Here is an 18,887-nt window from a genome sequence, read left to right on the forward strand (position 1 = left end):
CCGGGGGGGGCGCGAAGCGCCCGCCTCACCACGTCGGCCCCGCCTCACCACGTCGGCCCCGCCTCACCACGTCGGCCCCGCCTCATGGCGTCGGCTGCGGCACGCTGGGCCGGCTGTCGTACGGCGTCGGCCTCGGCCCGTGGCGTCGGCCGCGGCACGCCGACCCGGGTGACGTACCGCGTCGGTCGGCCCGCCGCAGCGGCTCCCGCTTCAGCGGGCCAGTGCCCGCTTCAGCGCCTCCAGGAAGGCATCCGTCGTCTCCCGGTCCCGTACCGCGAGCCGTATCCACTCCTCGCCCAGCCCCGGGAACGTGTCCCCGCGCCGCACCGCGAAGCCCAGCGTCCGCAACCGCCGCCGTACGGCGTCCGCCGCCGGCATCCGGACCAGCAGGAACGGTCCCTCGGCCGGCTCCACGACCCGTACCCCCGCCGCCGTGAACCGGGCCAGTCCCGCGACCAGACGAGCCCGGTCGGCGGCGATCCGACGGGTCGCCCGGTCCGCCTCCGCCAGGGCCGGCGGGCTCACACACGCCCCGGCCGCGGCGAGCGCGGGCGTGGAGACCGGCCACAGGGGCTGGGCCCGTTCCAGGGCGGCGACCGTCTCCGGGGCGGCGAGCACGTATCCGATCCGCAGTCCGGCCAGCCCCCATGTCTTGGTGAGGCTGCGCAGCACCACCAGACCCGGCACGTCCGTGCGCCCGGCCAGGGCCTCCCGCTCGCCCGGCACCGCGTCCATGAACGCCTCGTCGACCACCAGCGTCCGCCCGGGCCGCGCGAGCCCGGCGATCGCGTCGGCCGGATGCAGGACCGAGGTGGGGTTCGTCGGATTGCCGATCACCACCAGGTCCGCGTCCTCGGGCACCGCCCGCCCGGTCAGCCGGAAGCCGTCCTCGGCGCGCAGCAGCACCCGGTCGACGGTGTGCCCGGCGTCCCGCAACGCCGCCTCCGGCTCGGTGAACTGCGGATGCACGACCACCGGCCGGCGCACCTTCAGCGCCCGCGCCAGCAGGACGAACGCCTCCGCCGCGCCGGCCGTCAGCAGCACCCGGTCCACCGGCAGCCCGTGCCGTGCCGCCACCGCCGCCCGCGCGGCCCGCCCGTCCGGATAGGCGGCCAGCGTGTCCAGCGACCCGGCGATCAGCTCCCGCAGCCACGCCGGGGGCGTGTCCGACCGCACGTTGACGGCCAGGTCGACCAGGTCCGCGCCGTCGTCACGCACCTCGGCGTCACCGTGGTGCCGCAGATCGGGGCCCTCCCCGGGAACGTCGTCAGTGCGCATGGGAGTGGGTGTGCCCCCCGTGCTGGTGGTGCCCGTGATGGTGACCGCCCCCGTGACCGTCGTCGTCCGGGTGGAAGTGCGGCTGCTGCGGCAGCCCCACCTTGTCCTCGAAGCCCGGCAGCGCGATGCGGTACACGCACGAGTCGCAGTTCATCCGCAGATCGCCCTTGACGGCCTCCGCGTACCGCTCCATCACCAGGTCCAGAAGCTCCGGCTCGGGCCCGATCACGTCCGCCGAGCGCACCCCGGTCTCCGGATGCGCGGCCGCCCAGTCCTCGGTCTGCCGCCGCACCCGGTCCGGCAGGATGCCGGTGAACAGGAAGTACGGCAGCACCACGATCCGGCGGGCGCCCAGCCGCACGCACCGGTCGAGACCGCTCGGCACGTCCGGCGCGGCCAGCGACACGAACGCCGTCTCCACACCCGCGTAGCCGCGCCCCTCCCACAGCAGCCGCGCCGCCTTGTGCACCTCGGCGTTGGCGTCCGGGTCGGTGGAGCCGCGCCCGACGAGCAGCACGGTCACCTCGGCCCGGTCCGCCGGCGTGCGGCCCGCCTCGCCGAGCGCCTCGTCCAGGCGCCGCTCCAGCACGTCCAGCAGCGACGGATGCGGGCCCAGCGGACGCCCGTAGGTGTAGGAGATCCCGGGGTGGCGTTCCTTCTCCCGGGACAGGGCCGCCGGGATGTCGCCCTTGGCGTGCCCGGCGGACACCAGCATCAGCGGCACGGCGGCGAACCGGCGCACCCCCCGTTCCACCAGTTCGGCCACCGCCTCGCCCAGTGGCGGCGAGGACAGCTCGATGAAGCCGCCCGCGACGGGCAGTTCGGGGTGACGGCGCCCCAACTCCCGTACGAAGTCGCGGAACGCCTCGGCTCCGGCCTCGTCCCGGGTGCCATGGCCGGCGATGAGCAGGGCGGGCGGCGGGGTGGTCACGATTGCTCCTCGGATTGCGGAATACGGTGGTACAGCAGGGCGTTGAGGGCGGCCGCGGCCACCGCGGAACCGCCCTTCTCGGACACGTTGCTCACGGCGGGCAGCCCGCTCTCGCGCAGCGCGGCCTTCGACTCGGCCGCCCCGACGAAACCGACGGGGAGCCCGATGACGAGCGCGGGGGAGGCGTCCAGCGTCAGCAGCTCCTCCAGGGCGGTCGGCGCACAGCCGATCACCCACAGGGCGCCGGGGCCGACCTCCTCGTACGCCAGCCGGACCGCGTGCGCCGACCGGGTCAGCCCCGGTCCTGACCGGGCGTCCCGCAGTCGGCAGACGGTCTCGCGGCGGGTGATCCCCGCGGCCACCATCTCCACGTCCACGACCACCGGCGCCCCGGCGTGCAGCGCGGTGTGCGCCTTCGCCAGGTCGCCCTCGTCCAGGACGAGATCGTCGGCGTAGTCGAGGTCGGCGGCGGAGTGGATCACCCGTTCCACCACCGCCCGCGACAGCGGCGGGAAGTGCGAGGTGTCCAGACGGGCGCGCAGCCGCCGGAAGGACTCCTGCTCGATGGGATGGACGACACGATTCACCGGGCACCCTCCTGCGGGTCTCGCTGCGGGTCTTCCTGCGTCTCCGTCTGCGTCCGCTCCGTCTGTGTCCGCGCGTGCGGGACGGTCCGCGGGTCCTCCTGCGGGGCCGTCCCCGGGTCCTGCTGCCAGCGGTAGCCGCGCGGGGTCACCATCCGCCCCGCGATCCGCCGGGTCGCCGTGTTGCCCACGGTCACGACCGTCATCATGTCCACCGTCGCCGGATCCAGCGCGGACAGCGTCGTCACCCGGCTGGACTCGTCGGCGCGCGAGGCGTTGCGTACGACACCGACCGGCGTCGCCGGCTCCCGGTGCTCCGCGAGGATCGCGAGGGCCTTCGGCAGCTGCCAGTCGCGGCCCCGGCTGCGCGGGTTGTAGAACGTCACGACGAGGTCCGCCTCGGCCGCGGCCCGTACCCGCCGCTCGATGACCTCCCACGGCGTGTGCAGGTCGGACAGGCTGATCGAGACATGGTCGTGGCCCAGCGGCGCGCCCAGGATCGCCCCGGCCGCGAGCGCCGCCGTCACCCCGGGCACCCCGACGACGTCGATGTCGTCGGACGCCTCGGCCAGCGCGGGCGAGGCCATCGCGTACACCCCCGCGTCCCCGCTCCCGATGAGCGCGACCGCCGCGCCGCGCCGCGCCTCGGCGACCGCGGTGCGGGCCCGCTCCTCCTCCGCGCCGAGCCCCGACTCCAGGATCCGGGTGCCGGGCCGCAGCAGATCGCGGATCTGGTCGACGTACTGGTCGAGCCCGACGAGCACGGAAGCACGGCGCAACTCCGCCTCGGCACGCGGCGTCAGCAGGTCCCGGGCACCGGGCCCCAGCCCGACCACCGCGAGCCGCCCGCGCCCCGGCCGCCGTACGACCGCGCAGGTCGCCATCGCCGGCCGGCCGTCCGCCCGCTCCGACTTCCGCTTGGGCACGAGGAGTTCGCCACCCCGTACCAGGGCGGCGGCCTCCGCGACGGACGGGGTGCCGACCGCGGCGAGCGGTGCGCCGGACGGGTTCGGCACCTCGACGGCCGCCAGCTCCTCGGCGGAGTACGTCACCAGGGGCACCCCGAGCCGCTCGGCGGCGGCGACGACGCCGGGTTCGCCGGACTTGGCGTCGACGGTGGCCAGTTCGGCGACCGACGCGGCGCTGAGCCCGGCGTCCCGCAGCGCGGCCTCGACCAGCCCCAGCACCTCCTCGGCCGGAGCACCCTTGGACGCGCCGACACCGACCACCAACGACGGCGGGCGCAGCAGCACTTCGCGCTCGGCCGGCACCACGGCCCGGTCGGTCAGCCGGACCGTGTACGCGCCCCGCGTCCCCAACGGCAGCGCGGGCAGCGGCCAGGACACCTCCGCGGCCAGCGCGACCGGCTCCCCGTCCAGCAGGGCGCGGGTCACGCCCGCGACATCCCCCTCCACGGACAGGCCGAGCGTGTCCAGGCCGGGCACGCCCACCGCGTCCGTCGCCGTGGTCACCACCGGCTCCGCGCCCAGCAACGCGCCCACCGCGCGGGCCAGTTCATTGGCTCCGCCGCCGTGCCCGCCGACCAGCGACACGGCGAACCGGCCCGCCTCGTCGACGCACACCACACCGGGGTCGGTCCGCTTGTCGCCCAGCAGCGGCGCGACCAGCCGTACCACCGCCCCGGCCGCCAGGAAGCACACCAGCTGCCCGCACTCCGCGAACGCCCGCGGTACGGCGTCCGCCACGGGCCCGTCGTACACCCGCGTGCGGTCCGGCCAGGCCGCGGCCAGCCGGTCGCGCGCCGCCGCCCCCGCCACGGTGGCGGAAATGAGGCCGATCACAGGGCAACTCCTTCGGTACGCGCCGCGGGACGGGTGCCCCACAGCAGAAACACAGGGTTGGTCGCCGCCGGCCGGGTCACGTCCCCCGGCAGCGGCACGAGCCGCGACGACTGGAGCAGCACACCGTCGCAGTCGAACCCGGCGCCGATCAGCGCCGCACGCGCCGTCGGCACCCGGTCCAGGGCGGCCATCGCGACGACCACGCCGCGCCGGGCCCGCCGCGCGCACGCGTCGACGATCCCGGGCAGCTCACGGCCCCCGCCGCCGACGAACACGGCGTCGGGATCGTCGAGTTCCGCCAGCGCGTCCGGTGCCGTGCCGTGCACCACGTGCACGTCGACGCCGTGCAGAGCGGCGTTGGTACGGATCCGGCCGACCCCGTCCGGGGTCTTCTCCACGGCACTCACGGCGGCCCCGAGCCGCGCGCACTCCACCGCCACCGACCCGGAGCCCGCGCCGATGTCCCACACCAGGTCGCCGGGGCGCGGACCGAGGCGGGCCAGCGCCAGCGCCCGCACCTCGAACTTGGTGATCATCGAGTCGCGGTGCGCGAACGCGGACTCCTCCAGCGCCCAGCCCGCGGGCCCCGGCGCCGCACCGGCCACCGTCCGCGCCCCGCCCGGCGCCGTCCGGGACTCGTCCAGGCACAGCACCACGCTCACCGCCGAACCCCAGTCGCGGGCGGCGGCCTGCGCCGGTGTCACCCGCTCGACGCGTTCGCGCGCCGGATCGCCCAGCGCCGAGGCCACCACCAGGACCCGGTCGGCCGACGCCCGCGCGAGCGCCGCGCCCAGCTCGGCGGGACCCGCGCCCGGCCCGGTCAGCACCGCCGTCTTCGGATAGGCGCGGCACACATGCACCGCGGTACGCAGCTCCCGCCCGTGCGCGCTGACCACCACGGCGTCGTCCCAGGTCATGCCGGTCCGCGCGAACGCGGCCGCGACCGAGGACACCCCGGCCCGGACGTCGAGCGCCGCGGCCCCGAACCGCTCCGACAGCACCCGCACGATCCCGAAGAACCCCGGATCCCCGGAGGCCAGCACCAGCACCCGCCGCCCCTTGCCGACGTACTCCGCGACCGTGTCCAGGGCGGGCGCCAGCGCGCCCAGGACCACCAGCTCGGCGGTGTCGGGCAGCAGCGGCCGTACGGCCTCCAGATGCCGCCGGCCGCCCACGACGAGCTCCGCCCCCGCCAGGACGTCCCCGGGCGGCGGCGCACCGGTCCCCGTGCCGACGACCGTGATCACGTGCCGGCGCCCCGGGCGCGCAGGGCCTTGCGGGCCTCGGGGTCGGCCTTGCGATAGCCGTGGAAGTGCCCCGGGTGGTACAGGTGCGAGCGCGTCCCGCCGGCGTCCAGCGCCGGGCCGACCAGGAACAGCGTGTGCTTCCAGAGCTTGTGCTCCTTGACCGTCTCCTCCAGCGTGCCGATCGTGCACTTCACGACCAGCTCCTCCGGCCAGGTCGCCTGGTAGGCGACGACGACCGGCGTGGTCGTCGGATAGCCGCCCTCCAGCAGCTCCCGCACCAGCTGGCCGCTGCGCGCCGCCGACAGGAACAGCGCCATGGTCGTACCGTGCCGGGCGAACTCGCGCACCTCCTCGCCGGGCGGCATCGGCGTCTTGCCGCCGCCGAGCCGGGTCAGGATCACCGACTGCGCGACCTCGGGAATGGTCAGCTCGCGCCCCGCGAGCGCCGCGACCGCCGAGAACGACGACACACCGGGCACGATCTCCGTGTCGATCCCCAGCTCGTCGCACCGGTCGAGCTGCTCCTGCGTGCCGCCCCACAGCGCGGGGTCGCCGGAGTGGATCCGGGCGACCCGCAGCCCCTCGGCGCGGGCCCGCCGGTACACGGCCACCACGTCCTCCAGGGACATCGCCGCCGAGTCCAGGATCTCCGCGTCCGCGCGCGCGTGTTCGAGCACCTCGGCCTGCACCAGACTGGCCGCCCAGATCACGACGTCGGCCTCGGCGATGGCCCGTGCGGCCCGGAACGTCAGCAGGTCGGCGGCGCCGGGGCCGGCACCGACGAAGGTCACCTTGCCGGTGGGGGCATCGGCCATGGGTACGGGTCCTCTCGTACGGATCTTCACTGGGTGGGGGGTCGGACGTGCGCGACCGGGGTCGGATCGGATAGCAAGGTCACATGGCGGTCCTCGTCGCGCTCGGCGCGTTCCTGATGACGCTGGCCGGCGGCTGGACGGCACAGCGGGTCACCGACCGCCGCCATCTGGTTCTCGGCCTGGCCGGCGGCCTGATGCTCGGCGTGGTCGGCCTGGACCTGCTGCCCGAGGCACTGAAGACGGCGGGCACCGAGGTCTTCGGCGTACCGGCCGCGCTGCTGCTGTTCGTGGCCGGCTTCCTGCTCGCCCATCTGGCCGAACGGCTGCTGGCCGAACTCCCCAGGGACCCCCACTCCGCCCGGACGGAGGAGGACCAGGCGGCCGCGCACGGCGGCGCGGCGCCCGACGGCCGGGTGCCCGAGGTGGGCCTGACCGCGGCCGCCGCGATGGTCGGCCACAGCGCCATGGACGGCGTGGCGATCGGCGCGGCCTTGCAGGTCGGCGGCGGCATGGGCGCGTCCGTCGCGCTGGCCGTCGTCGCCCACGACTTCGCGGACGGCTTCAACACGTACACGATCACCAGCCTGTACGGGAACGCCCGGCGCAGGGCGGTCGCCATGCTGTTCGCGGACGCGGCGGCGCCGGTGCTCGGCGCGGCCTCGACCCTGTTCTTCGTCCTGCCCGAACCGCTGCTCGGCGGCTATCTCGGCCTTTTCGGCGGGGTGCTCCTCTACCTCGCGGCCGCCGAGATCCTGCCCGAGGCCCACCACGAGCACCCCGCCCGCTCGACCCTGCTGTGCACGGTCGCGGGCGCCGCGTTCATCTGGCTGGTGGTGGGCCTGGCCGGCTGAACGCCCGTACGGCCCGCGGAGGGTCACAGCTTGCCGCCCCGACCGCCGTCGCGCGGCGCGGGCGCGATCAGCGTCGACAGGTAGGGCAGCGGACCGTCGCCGAGGTCGGCGGCCGGCCGGATGGACTCCTGCGCGAGCCCCAGCGCCGAACCCCACACCGCGCTCTCCAGCCGCCCGGTCTCGCGCAGCGCCTCGGCGACCTCCGCGGCCTGCCGCCCGAACTTGTACGCCACGACCGTGCCCGGCCCGCTCAGCGCGTCCTTGAGCGCGGCGGCCCCCGCGGTGACCGGCACCAGGGTCAGCGGTTCGGTCCCCTCGGTCAGGACCGCCCCCGAGCGCGCCGCGAGATCCTGCATCGCGGTGATGCCCGGCACGGTCTCGACGACGGCACCCGGCACCGACTCCAAGACGGTCTGCGCCAGATAGGTGAACGTCGAGTACACGTTCGGGTCCCCGATGGTCGCGAAGGCGACACAGTCGTGCGCGTCGAGCAGCGCCGCCACCCGCGCCCCCGCCGCGTCCCAGGCGGCCTCGCGCCGGGCCCGGTCGCTGCGCTCGTTGAGCGCGAACACCACCCGGACGACCTTCTCCCGCGGCACATAGTGCAGCACGGTCGCCTCGGCCCGCCCCGGCTCGCCGCCGTCCTCCCCGTCCGCCGCGGCCATCACGGGCACCACGACGACGTCCGCGGCGCGCAGGGCGTTGACGCCCTTGACGGTCACCAGCTCGGGGTCGCCGGGGCCGACCCCGACACCGATCAGCTTGCTGCTCATGACGTCAGGCACCTCTCGACGAACCGACGGGCCACGCCGGGCTCGGACGCCCAGTGCGTGTGCAGATAACTCGCGTGCACGCCCTGCTGCACGAAACCTTCGACGCGCCGTTCGGGGGCGCGCATCCCCCAGGCCGGAGACGGCCCGGCGCCGGGCTCCACGACCGTGCGGTGGAACTCGTGCCCGCGCATCCGGGTGCCGGCCGCCGCGAGCACGCTGTCGCCGAGGGCCACCGCGTCCCGGTAGCCGAGGGTGAGCCGCTCGTCCATCCGGGCCACGGCGTCGATCACCCCGCACATGGGCCGGCCGTCGAGCTCCCGCGCCAGATACAGCAGTCCGGCGCACTCGGCGGCGACCGGCGCCCCGGCCGAAGCCAGCTCCGCCACCGCCTTGCGCAGCGGCTCGTTGGCGGACAACTCGGGCGCGTACACCTCGGGGAATCCGCCACCGATGACCAACCCGCCCGTCCCGGCGGGCAGTTGTTCGTCACGGAGCGGATCGAAGGTGACGACCTCGGCACCGGCGGCGGTGAGCAGCTCGGCGTGCTCGGCATACGAGAAGGTGAACGCGGGGCCCCCGGCGACGGCGACCCGTGGCCCCCGCTTCCCGGCCGAGCGAGTCGGGTGGTCGTGGGTGGGCGACTCGACGGCCTCGGCCGCGTCCCAGGCCGCACCCGACAACACACCGGCACTGCGCGCCAGCGCTGCCAGTGCGTCCAGGTCGCACCCTTCCGCGACCTGTGCCGCCATCGCGGCGACCGCCGCGACCGCCTCCGCCCGCCGCTCGGCGACCGGCACCAGACCGAGGTGCCGGGACGGCGTGTCCACCTGCGGCGCCCGCCGCAGCACCCCGAGCACCGGCACCCCTGCGCAGTCCAGCGCGTCGCGCAGCAGCCCCTCGTGCCGGTCCGAGGCGACCTTGTTCAGGATCACGCCCCCGATCCGCACCTCGGGGTCCCAGGAGGCGAACCCGTGCACCAGCGCGGCCACGGACCGCGACTGCGAGGAAGCATCCACGACCAGCACCACCGGCGCCCGCAGCAGCTTCGCCACCTGCGCCGTGGAGGCGAGTTCCCCCTCGCCCGCGGCGCCGTCGTACAGCCCCATCACGCCCTCGACGACCGCGAGGTCACAGCCGCGCGCGCCGTGCGCGAACAGCGGCCCGATCAGCTCCGCGCCGCACAGGTACGCGTCGAGATTGCGTCCCGCGCGCCCGGTGGCGAGCGCGTGGTAGCCGGGGTCGATGTAGTCGGGCCCGACCTTGTGCGGGGACACGGCGAGCCCCCGCTCGGCGAAGGCCGCCATCAGCCCCGTGGCGACGGTGGTCTTGCCGCTGCCCGAGCAGGGCGCGGCGACCACCAGCCGGGGAACGGACGTCACCACTCGATGCCCCTCTGGCCCTTCTGGCCCACGTCCATCGGGTGCTTGACCTTGGACATGTCGGTCACCAGATCGGCGAGGGCGACCAGCTTCTCCGGGGCGTTGCGCCCGGTGATCACCACATGCTGGGTCCCCGGCCGATGGCGGAGCACGTCCACGACCTCGTCCGTGTCGACCCAGCCCCAGTGCATCGGGTACGCGAACTCGTCGAGCACGTACAGCTTGTACGTCTCGGCCGCCAGGTCCCGCTTGACCTGCTCCCAGCCCTCCCGGGCCTTCTCCTCGTTGTCCATCTGCGCGTCGCGCTGGACCCACGACCAGCCCTCGCCCATCTTGTGCCAGTCGACGCTCCCGCCCTCGCCGGAAGCGCCCAGCACCCGCAGCGCGTTCTCCTCGCCGACCTTCCACTTCGCCGACTTGACGAACTGGAACACCCCGATGGGCCACCCCTGGTTCCAGGCGCGCAGCGCCAGCCCGAACGCGGCGGTGGACTTCCCCTTGCCGACGCCCGTGTGCACGACGACCAGCGGACGGTTACGACGCTGACGAGTCGTCAGACCGTCGTCCGGTACGACACTCGGCTGTCCCTGCGGCACTAAGCGGCCCTCCTCTGCACGTCCTTCACCACGTCCTTCACCAGCCCGGCGATGCTGTCCGCCCGAAGCTCGTCCAACGTCACCGCCGTACCGCCCAGTTCACCCGCGAGCTTCCCGGCCAGCCCCAGCCGCACCGGCCCGGACTCGCAGTCCACGACGACCGAGGCGACCCGGTCGGCCGCGAACAGCCCGGCCGAGCGGGACGCGAGCAGCAGCGGCTCGGGGCCCCCGGTGGCCCGTCCGTCCGTCACCACGACCACCAGCGGGCGCCGTGCCGGATCCCGCAGCCGCTCCACCCGCAGCACCTCGTGCGCCTTCAGCAGCCCGGCCGCGAGCGGGGTACGCCCGCCCGTCGGCAACGACTCCAGCCGCGCCGCTGCCGCGTCCACCGAAGAGGTGGGCGGCAGCGCGACCTCGGCGGCCGACCCACGGAAGGTCACCAGACCCACCTTGTCCCGCCGCTGGTACGCGTCGAGCAGCAGCGACAGCACCGCGCCCTTGACCGCGCCCATCCGCTGCCGGGCCGCCATCGACCCGGAGGCGTCCACGACGAACAGCACGAGGTTGGACTCGCGCCCCTCCCGCACCGCCTGCCGCAGATCGTCCCGGCGCACCACCAGCCCCGGCCCCGACCGCCCGCGCGCCCGCTGGTGCGGAGCGGCCGCCTGCACGGTCGCCGCCAGGTGCAGCTTCGTCAGCGCGCCGCGCGGCCGCCGGGCCCCGGTCGTGCGCCCGTGCTCGGTACGGGCCCGCGAGCGCCGCCCGGCGGCACCCCGGCCGATCCCGGGCACGCTCAGCGCCTTGGTACGGAACGGCTCGGCCGCCCGCACGGCGGACTGCTCCGCGCCTGCGGAGGCCTGCGGCTCCCCGCCCTCACCGGCCTCGGGCCGGGCGGACGTGTCACCGCCCTGCGGACCGCTGTCCGGGGTGGGCTGCCCACCGCCGCCACCGGGCCCGTCCGGGTCGGGATCCTCGTCCTCGGTCGAGCCCCCGAACTCCTCAAGCGTCTCGTCCAGCTTGTCCTCGTCGAGCCCCGGCGCGTCGAACGGATTGCGCCTGCGCCGGTGCGGCAGCGCCAGCAGCGCCGCCTGCCGCACGTCCTCGGCGAGCACCTCGGTACGCCCGGCCCAGGCCGCCAGCGCGGTGGCCGTACGCGCCATCACGATGTCGGCCCGCATGCCGTCCACCTCGAAGGCCGCGCAGGTCGCCGCGATCTGCCGCAATGCGCCGTCACCCAGCCGCACGGCGGGCAGCAGCGCGCGGGCCGCCGCGATCCGCGCCCGCACGGCGGCCTCCTCACCGGCCCAGCGCGCCGCGAAGCCGGCCGGGTCGTCGTCGTAGGCGAGCCGCCGGCGTACGACCTCCACCCGCTGGTCGGGCTCGCGCGAGGCGGCCACCTCGACGGTCAGCCCGAACCGGTCGAGCAACTGCGGCCGCAGCTCGCCCTCTTCGGGGTTCATCGTCCCCACGAGCAGGAACCGCGCCGCGTGCCGTACGGAGACGCCCTCGCGCTCGACGTACGAGGCGCCCATCGCGGCCGCGTCGAGCAGCAGGTCGACCAGATGGTCGTGCAGGAGGTTGACCTCGTCGACGTACAGGATGCCGCGGTGCGCGTCGGCCAAGAGCCCCGGCTCGAAGGCCTTCACGCCCTCCGCGAGCGCCCGCTCGATGTCCAGGGCGCCGACCAGCCGGTCCTCGGAGGCGCCCACGGGCAGCTCGACCATCCGGGCGGGGCGGGGCGCGCCCCCTCCCGCCTCGTGCGGCCCGTCCGGGCAGGCGGGGTCGGGGGAGCCGGGGTCGCAGGAGAAACGGCACCCGGAGACGACGTCGACCTCGGGAAGCAGCGCCGAGAGGGCACGTACGGCCGTGCTCTTCGCGGTGCCCTTCTCGCCACGGACCAGCACACCGCCGACCGCCGGCGAAACGGCGTTCAGCAGCAGCGCGAGCCGCAGATCGTCCTGGCCGACGACGGCCGTGAACGGGAACGGGGTACTCACTGGTCGTCGCCCTCCAAGTCGCCTTCGAGCTCCAGATAGGTGGCGCGCAGCCGCTCCAGCGTGTCCGCGTCCGGCTCCGCCCACAGCCCGCGGTCCGCCGCCTCCAGCAGACGTTCGGTGATGCCGCGCAGGGCCCACGGGTTGGACTTCTTCATGAAGTCCCGGTTCTCCGCGTCGAAGACGTACTCGGCGCTGAGCTTCTCGTACATCCAGTCGTCCACGACCCCGGCGGTGGCGTCGTAGCCGAAGAGGTAGTCGACCGTGGCCGCCATCTCGAAGGCGCCCTTGTAGCCGTGCCGGCGCATCGCCGCCATCCAGCGCGGGTTGACCACCCGGGCCCGGAAGACGCGGTGCGTCTCCTCGCCCAGCGTGCGCGTCCTCACCTGGTCGGGGACGGCCGAATCACCCACGTACGCCTCGGGGTTGCCCCCGGTCAGGTGCCGCACCATCGCGACCATGCCGCCGTGGTACTGGAAGTAGTCGTCCGCGTCGACGAGATCGTGCTCGCGCGTGTCGACGTTCTTGGCGGCGACGGCGATCCGCTTGAACGCCGTCTCCATGTCGCCGCGGGCCGCCCGCCCGTCGAGCCCGCGTCCGTAGGCGTAGCCGCCCCAGACGGCGTACACCTCGGCGAGGTCGGCGTCCGAGCGCCAGTTGCGCGCGTCGATCAGCGGCAGCAGACCGGCGCCGTACGCGCCCGGCTTGGAGCCGAAGATGCGGGAGGTGGCGCGCCGCCGGTCGCCGTGCTCGGCGGTGTCCTCGTCGGCGTGCGCGCGCACGAAGTTGCGGTCCGCCGGCTCGTCCAGCTCGGCGACCGCCCGTACGGCGTCGTCGATCAGCCCGACCACGTGCGGGAACGCGTCCCGGAAGAAGCCGGAGATACGGACCGTGACGTCGATGCGGGGACGGCCCAGCTCGTCCAGGGGCACGATCTCGAAGCCGGTGACCCGGCGCGAGGCGTCGTCCCACACCGGGCGGCAGCCCAGCAGCGCGAGGATCTCCGCGATGTCGTCGCCCTGGGTGCGCATGGCGGACGTGCCCCAGACCGTCAGTCCGACGGACGTCGGGTAGGCGCCCGTGTCCTGGAGATACCGCTGCACGAGGGAGTCGGCGAGGGACTGCCCGATCTCCCAACTCAGCCGGGAGGGAATGGCCTTGGGGTCGACCGAGTAGAAGTTGCGGCCGGTCGGCAGGACGTTGACGAGTCCGCGCGTGGGCGAGCCCGACGGGCCCGCCGGGACGTAACCGCCGTCCAGCGCCTTGAGGATGTGCCCGATCTCGTCCGTCGTCCGGGCGAGCCGCGGTACGACCTCGCGGCAGGCGAACTCCAGCACCGCGACGGCGTCCGGGAGTTCGGTGCCGAGGAGGTCGCGCACGAGCGCCGGCACGGCTGCCGCGTCCCAGCCGCGTTCCTCCATGCCGAGGGCGGCCCGGCGGCACAGCTGCTCCAGCAGGTCGATCGCGTCGGCCGCCGTCCGGGCCGGGCCCTCGACGAGGTCCGTCAGCTCGACCGGGACCTTCACGGGCGCGCCCGGCTCGGCGAGCAACTCCTTCTCCACCAGGCCGAAGTGCGCGGCCAGGGCGGCCCGCAGACCGGGCAGCGCGTTCGCCGCGCCGCCCCACACCTGCGAGGCGCGCAGCACGGCGAGCACGAGGTTCACCCGCGGCTCGGCCTCCGGTCCGCCGCCGAGGATGTGCAGCCCGTCCCGGATCTGCACGTCCTTGATCTCGCAGAGGTAGCCGTCGATGTGCATCACGAACTCGTCGAAGTCGCCGTCGTCGGGCTGCTCGTCGACATGCAGGTCGTGGTGGAGTTCGGCAGCCTTGACCAGCGTCCAGATCTGGGCGCGGACGGCCGGGGCCTTGGCCGGGTCCAGGTCGGACACGAGCGCGTACTCGTCGAGGAGCTGCTCCAGCTTGGCCAGGTCGCCGTAGGTGTCGGCGCGGGCCATCGGCGGTACGAGGTGGTCGACGACGGTGGCGTGGCCGCGCCGCTTGGCCTGGGTGCCCTCGCCGGGGTCGTTGACGATGAACGGGTAGACCAGGGGGAGTTCGCCGAGTACGGCGTCGGGCGCGCAGCCGCCGCTCAGCCCGAGTCCCTTGCCCGGCAGCCATTCCATCGTGCCGTGCTTGCCCATGTGGACGATCGCGTCGGCCCCGAAACCCCCCTCCGACGTCGCAGCCTCCAGCCAGCGGTAGGCGGCCAGGTAGTGGTGCGACGGGGGCATGTCGGGGTCGTGGTAGATCGCGATCGGGTTCTCGCCGAAGCCGCGCGGCGGCTGGATCATCACGACGACGTTCCCGAATCGGAGGGAGGCGAGGACGATGTCGTCGCCGTCGACGTACAGCGAGCCCGGCGGCTCGCCCCACGCCTCCAGCATCCCGTCCCTGAGTGCGGGGTCGAGCCGGTCGAACCAGGCCCGGTAGTCGGCCAGCGGCACCCGGGCGGGCGCCGCGGCCAGCTGCTCCTCGGTCAGCCACTCGACGTCGTGGCCGCCGGCAGCGATCAGCCGGTGGATCAGTTCGTCGCCGTTGTCGGGGTGTCCCTCGACCGTGTATCCGGCGTCCCTGAGCGCGTCCAGGACCCGGACGGCCGAGGCGGGCGTGTCCAGCCCGACCGCGTTGCCGACCCGCGAGTGCTTGGTGGGGTAGGCGGTGAAGACCAGCGCGAGCTTCTTCTGCGCGTTCGGCTTGTACCCCAGCCGCGCGTGCCGTACGGCGATCCCGGCCACCCGCGCGGCCCGCTCCGGGTCGGCGACGTAGACGGGCACCTCGTCCGGGCCCTGCTCCTTGAAGGAGAACGGCACGGTGATCAGGCGTCCGTCGAACTCCGGGATGGCGACCTGCATGGCCGCGTCCATGGGGGACAGGGCGGCGTCGGACTCGTGCCAGGCGGCGCGCGAGGAGGTGAGGCACAGCCCCTGGAGGACGGGTACGTCGAGGTCGGCGAGCGCCCCGATGTCCCACGCCTCCTCGTCCCCGCCCGCGGAGGCCTGCGAGGCGTGCGTGCCGCCCGCCGCGAGGACGGTGGCGACGATCGCGTCGGTCCGGCCGAGGATCTCGTACAGCCCGGGGTCGGCGCCGCGCAGCGAACCGCAGTACACGGCGAGCGCGTTGGCGCCGCGCGCCTCGATGGCCTCGCACAGGGTGTCCACGAAGCCGGTGTTGCCGCTGAGTTCGTGGGCGCGGTAGAAGAGCACGCCGACCGTGGGCCGGCCCTCGGCGAAGGCACGCTCGCCGTGGACGCCGTACTCGGGCATCTTCTGCGGCCCGTCGAAGCCCTCACCGGTCAGCAGCACGGTGTCGGAAAGGAACCGGGCCAGCTCCGTGAGGTTCGCGGTGCCGCCCTCCACGAGATAGCGCAGGGCCTCCGCGACCACACCGGCCGGCACCGACGACTCGGCCATCAGCTCGGCGTCCGGCACGGACTCACCGCCCAGCAGCACGGTCGGGATCCCGGACGCCTTGAGCACGGCCAGCCCGTCCTCCCAGGCCCGCTTCCCGCCCAGCAGCCGTACGACGGCGACGTCCGAGCCCCGGATCAGTGCGGGCAGCTCCTCGGCGACGTCGACCCGGGTCGGGTTGCCGATCCGGTAGGGGCCGCCGCAGGCGCGCGCCGCCAGCAGATCGGTGTCGGCGGTCGACAACAACAACACTGTGCTCATGCGGGCGCTCCCGGGGAGATGAAGGGCAGTCCTTGCGGCGCGCCGGACTCGATGAGCCGCCACAGCGCGTCCGTGTCCGCGTGCTGTTCGATCAGGTCGCCGAGCAGGTCGAGCTGCTCCTCGCGCAGCGCGGCGAACGAGGTGTCGGGGGCCGGCACGAAACGGCGGCCCGCGGCGGCCGCCACCTCGCGCAGGAACGCCCGCCGGAATCCGTCCGACTCCAGGGAGCCGTGCCAGTGGGTGCCCCAGACGGCGCCGACCCGGCAGCCGTCGAGGCGGTTCCCGGCGCCGTCGGAGAAGAACGGCTCGCCGCCGCTGACGTCGGCGACCCCGTGATGGATCTCGTACCCCTCGACGTGCTCGCCGAGGGCCTCGCCGACGGGCCGGGTGAGCGTCTTCTCGCGGGCGAACCGCACCCGCACGGGCAGCAGGCCGAGCCCGTCGACGTGCCCCGCGCGGCTCTCGACCTCGTCCTCGATGTGCTCGCCGAGGATCTGGAAGCCGCCGCAGACGCCGAGCACCGGCCGGCCCTCTGCGGCCCTGCGCCGCAGCGCGTCCGCGAGGCCCCGCTGCCGCAGCCACTCCAGGGCCTTCACCGTCCCGCGGGTCCCCGGGACCACCACGAGGTCGGCGTCGGCGAGCTCCTCCGGCCGGTCCACGAACCGTACGACGACGCCCGGTTCGGCGGCGAGCGCGTCCACGTCCGTGAAGTTGGACATCAGCGGGACCGCGCAGACGGCGACCCGCAGGACGTCCTCGCCGACGGGGGCGGCGACGGCCGACTCCCGGACGGCACCCCGCAGGGAGACGCGCAGTCCGTCCTCCTCGTCGATGCCGAGGCCGTGCCGGAAGGGCAGCACACCGTACGTCCGCCGCCCGGTGAGGCCGTGCAGCATGTCGAGTCCGGGTTCGAGCAGGGACACATCGCCCCGGAACTTGTTGACGAGGAACCCGGCGACCAGCTCCTGGTCCTCGGGCGAGAGCAGGGCGACCGTGCCGAAGAAGGAGGCGAAGACACCGCCGCGGTCGATGTCGCCGACGACGAGGACGGGCAGCCGCGCGTTGCGGGCGATGCCCATGTTCACGATGTCGGTCCGGCGCAGGTTGATCTCGGCCGGACTGCCCGCCCCCTCACAGATCACCGCGTCATACGTGCCCCGCAGCTCGGTGAGGCAGTCGAGGACGGTGCCCAGCAGCGCCTGCTGCCGCCCGCCGTGCAGCCTCTCCCCGGGGGACGCCCCCTCGGACTCGCCGAAGAACCCGCGCGCGGTCATCTCGCCCACCGGCTTGCCCATCAGCACGACCTGGCTGCTGCGGTCGCTGCCGGGCTTGAGCAGCACGGGGTTCATCAGCGCGGTCGGCTCGATCCGGCAGGCCTGGGCCTGCATCGCCTGGGCCCGCCCGATCTCGGCGCCCTCGCGGGTGACGAACGAGTTGAGGGACATGTTCTGCGCCTTGAAGGGCGCCACCTTGACGCCCTGCCGCACCAGCCACCGGCAGATCCCCGCGGTGACGACGCTCTTGCCCGCGTCGGAGGTGGTGCCGGCGACCAGGAGACCACCGTTCATGAGTCACGTTCCTTCACGAGGAGCCGCGCGGCGGCACAGACGCCGAGCGCGAGCCAGCCGACGCGCCGGGACAGCCGTACCGCCCGGTCGATGTCCGAGGCACGGACGTCACGTCCGTGGGCACCGTTGAGCACGGGCCGGTGCTCGACCCGTCCGGCGTAGGAGAGGGTCCCGCCGAGCCGCACGCCGAGGGACCCGGCGAACGAGGCCTCCACGGGACCGGCGTTGGGACTGGGATGTGCGGCGGCGTCGGCCCGCCAGGCCCGTACGGCGCCGCGCGGATCGTCTCCGGCCAGGGCCGCGAGGGCGGCCGTGAGGCGGGCCCCCGGCCAGCCGGCGGCGTCGTCGAGCCGGGCGGAGGCCCAGCCGTAGCGGCGGTGGCGGGGCGACTTGTGGCCGACCATGGCGTCGAGGGTGTTCACGGCGCGGAAGCCGAGCAGCCCCGGCACCCCGCCGACGGCTCCCCACACCAGCGCGCCGACGACGGCGTCGGAGGTGTTCTCGGCGACCGACTCGACGACCGCCCGCGCGATCCCGTCCGCGTCGAGGGCCTGGGGGTCGCGGCCGCACAGGTGCGGCAGCCGGGCGCGGGCGCCCACGACGTCCCCGGCCTCCAGGGCGCGCCCGACGGCGCGGGCCTCCCGGGCGAGCGAGGTGCCCCCGACGACGACCCAGGTGGCGGTGGCGGTGAGGGCCACGGAGGCGGCGCCGGAGGTACGCACGGCGCGGGCGGCCACGGCTCCGAGCGCCACGGCGCCGCCGGCGCACACCAGCGTGTGCAGCGCGCCCTGGCCCCGGTGGTCCCGCCACAACGCCCGTTCCACGGCTGCGGCCGCACGCCCGAACAGCGCGACCGGGTGCCCGCGGCGTGGATCGCCGAGGAACAGGTCGCCCAGGAGGCCCGCGGTGGCGCCGTACGCGAAGACGCGATCGGCACGCACCGGCTCAGCCGATCGTGGCGGTACCGGGCAGTGACCTGGTGCTGAGACTCAATCGGCAGCCGAGCATGGCGACATGTCCTCACTCAGGGTGTCCACGCCCTGGTTCGACGAGACCGACGGCGAGAGTTCCTGGCTCCCGGGGATTGCTACCCCGGTCACAGTGGCGGGACCGCGCCGGATTCGCACCGGCTTCCTCTTGTGTCGTCGTAGATGGCTCCGGCAGTCCACCACGGGCCCTGAAGAGCCGTCAACCTGCTCTTGACCTGGGACGGAGGAGTGTGTGAAGCCCCACACGCGGCGGGCGGCGGGAAGGGCGGGCGACGAGGAGGGCGGGTCCGGGGATGGGCGGGTGACGAGAAGGGGGGGGGGGCCGCCGGGGTTAGTACCGCCCCCGGGGAAAGCTGTTTGGGGTTGGGGGGGGTGAGGGGCCCTTGATGGTGATAACCGGTGCCACCCCCGC

14 protein-coding genes and 1 riboswitch are annotated in these 18,887 nt (G+C 74.7%); of the genes, 1 reads left to right on the forward strand and 13 read right to left on the reverse strand.

Annotated elements, in window-relative coordinates; all coding sequences use genetic code 11:
* Positions 1 to 210 precede the first annotated feature (210 nt).
* From cobC to cobM, 6 genes are read right to left on the reverse strand one after another with little or no spacing between them, the layout of a single operon-like run.
* Positions 211 to 1,278, reverse strand: a complete 1,068-nt coding sequence (gene cobC, locus ABT085_RS28200; protein WP_351613737.1) for an Rv2231c family histidinol phosphate aminotransferase CobC — start codon at positions 1,276 to 1,278, stop codon at positions 211 to 213.
* Complete coding sequence (locus tag ABT085_RS28205; protein ID WP_351613740.1) at positions 1,268 to 2,209, reverse strand: sirohydrochlorin chelatase; 942 nt, start codon at positions 2,207 to 2,209, stop codon at positions 1,268 to 1,270. Before ABT085_RS28205 ends, cobC begins: the two co-directional genes overlap by 11 nt.
* Positions 2,206 to 2,796, reverse strand: coding sequence for a precorrin-8X methylmutase (locus tag ABT085_RS28210; protein ID WP_351613743.1), 591 nt, complete (start codon positions 2,794 to 2,796; stop codon positions 2,206 to 2,208). The genes ABT085_RS28205 and ABT085_RS28210 overlap by 4 nt, the downstream gene beginning before the upstream one ends.
* The gene (gene cobJ / locus ABT085_RS28215; protein WP_351613746.1) at positions 2,793 to 4,595 is read right to left on the reverse strand and encodes a precorrin-3B C(17)-methyltransferase; all 1,803 of its coding nucleotides are present in this window, start codon (positions 4,593 to 4,595) and stop codon (positions 2,793 to 2,795) included. The genes ABT085_RS28210 and cobJ overlap by 4 nt, the downstream gene beginning before the upstream one ends.
* Complete coding sequence (gene cbiE / locus ABT085_RS28220) at positions 4,592 to 5,842, reverse strand: precorrin-6y C5,15-methyltransferase (decarboxylating) subunit CbiE (protein WP_351613749.1); 1,251 nt, start codon at positions 5,840 to 5,842, stop codon at positions 4,592 to 4,594. Before cbiE ends, cobJ begins: the two co-directional genes overlap by 4 nt.
* Entirely contained in the window at positions 5,839 to 6,657 is an 819-nt protein-coding gene (cobM, locus tag ABT085_RS28225; RefSeq protein ID WP_351613753.1) for a precorrin-4 C(11)-methyltransferase, read from the reverse strand. The genes cbiE and cobM overlap by 4 nt, the downstream gene beginning before the upstream one ends.
* Before the next feature lie 83 nt (positions 6,658 to 6,740).
* Between cobM and ABT085_RS28230 the strand changes: the two genes are divergently transcribed.
* A complete protein-coding gene (locus ABT085_RS28230; RefSeq protein WP_351613756.1) occupies positions 6,741 to 7,508 on the forward strand; it encodes a ZIP family metal transporter in 768 nt (255 codons plus the stop codon).
* A 23-nt stretch (positions 7,509 to 7,531) separates the two neighbouring features.
* On the opposite strand, the gene cobI is transcribed toward ABT085_RS28230, so the two are convergent.
* The 7 genes from cobI to ABT085_RS28265 are packed head-to-tail and all read right to left on the reverse strand — an operon-like array spanning position 7,532 to position 18,427.
* On the reverse strand, positions 7,532 to 8,281 hold the full coding sequence (cobI, locus tag ABT085_RS28235) for a precorrin-2 C(20)-methyltransferase (RefSeq protein WP_351613758.1): 750 nt from the start codon (positions 8,279 to 8,281) through the stop codon (positions 7,532 to 7,534).
* The gene (locus ABT085_RS28240) at positions 8,278 to 9,663 is read right to left on the reverse strand and encodes a cobyrinic acid a,c-diamide synthase CobB (RefSeq protein ID WP_351613761.1); all 1,386 of its coding nucleotides are present in this window, start codon (positions 9,661 to 9,663) and stop codon (positions 8,278 to 8,280) included. Before ABT085_RS28240 ends, cobI begins: the two co-directional genes overlap by 4 nt.
* Positions 9,657 to 10,256 carry a cob(I)yrinic acid a,c-diamide adenosyltransferase gene (gene cobO, locus ABT085_RS28245; protein WP_351613764.1) on the reverse strand — a complete coding sequence of 200 codons (600 nt, stop codon included), beginning with the start codon at positions 10,254 to 10,256 and terminating at the stop codon, positions 9,657 to 9,659. The genes ABT085_RS28240 and cobO overlap by 7 nt, the downstream gene beginning before the upstream one ends.
* A complete protein-coding gene (locus ABT085_RS28250) occupies positions 10,256 to 12,253 on the reverse strand; it encodes a putative cobaltochelatase (RefSeq protein ID WP_351613767.1) in 1,998 nt (665 codons plus the stop codon). Before ABT085_RS28250 ends, cobO begins: the two co-directional genes overlap by 1 nt.
* A complete protein-coding gene (gene cobN / locus ABT085_RS28255; protein WP_351613770.1) occupies positions 12,250 to 15,918 on the reverse strand; it encodes a cobaltochelatase subunit CobN in 3,669 nt (1,222 codons plus the stop codon). The genes ABT085_RS28250 and cobN overlap by 4 nt, the downstream gene beginning before the upstream one ends.
* Positions 15,915 to 17,486, reverse strand: coding sequence for a cobyric acid synthase (locus ABT085_RS28260; protein WP_351613773.1), 1,572 nt, complete (start codon positions 17,484 to 17,486; stop codon positions 15,915 to 15,917). The genes cobN and ABT085_RS28260 overlap by 4 nt, the downstream gene beginning before the upstream one ends.
* Entirely contained in the window at positions 17,483 to 18,427 is a 945-nt protein-coding gene (locus tag ABT085_RS28265) for a cobalamin biosynthesis protein (RefSeq protein WP_351613775.1), read from the reverse strand. The genes ABT085_RS28260 and ABT085_RS28265 overlap by 4 nt, the downstream gene beginning before the upstream one ends.
* A 104-nt stretch (positions 18,428 to 18,531) precedes the next feature.
* A riboswitch (cobalamin riboswitch) is annotated at positions 18,532 to 18,671 on the reverse strand.
* Between the last annotated feature and the right edge of the window lie 216 nt (positions 18,672 to 18,887).

Source organism: Streptomyces sp. NPDC002265, assembly GCF_040296125.1.
Classification (GTDB): domain Bacteria; phylum Actinomycetota; class Actinomycetes; order Streptomycetales; family Streptomycetaceae; genus Streptomyces.

Excerpts from the sequence above, each read along its gene's own strand:
- ABT085_RS28260 (WP_351613773.1), bottom strand. The coding sequence starts at position 17,486 with ATGAACGGTGGTCTCCTGGTCGCCGGCACCACCTCCGACGCGGGCAAG.
- cobC (WP_351613737.1), bottom strand. The coding sequence starts at position 1,278 with ATGCGCACTGACGACGTTCCCGGGGAGGGCCCCGATCTGCGGCACCAC.
- ABT085_RS28230 (WP_351613756.1), top strand. The coding sequence starts at position 6,741 with ATGGCGGTCCTCGTCGCGCTCGGCGCGTTCCTGATGACGCTGGCCGGC.
- cobI (WP_351613758.1), bottom strand. The coding sequence starts at position 8,281 with ATGAGCAGCAAGCTGATCGGTGTCGGGGTCGGCCCCGGCGACCCCGAG.
- cobM (WP_351613753.1), bottom strand. The coding sequence starts at position 6,657 with ATGGCCGATGCCCCCACCGGCAAGGTGACCTTCGTCGGTGCCGGCCCC.
- cobN (WP_351613770.1), bottom strand. The coding sequence starts at position 15,918 with ATGAGCACAGTGTTGTTGTTGTCGACCGCCGACACCGATCTGCTGGCG.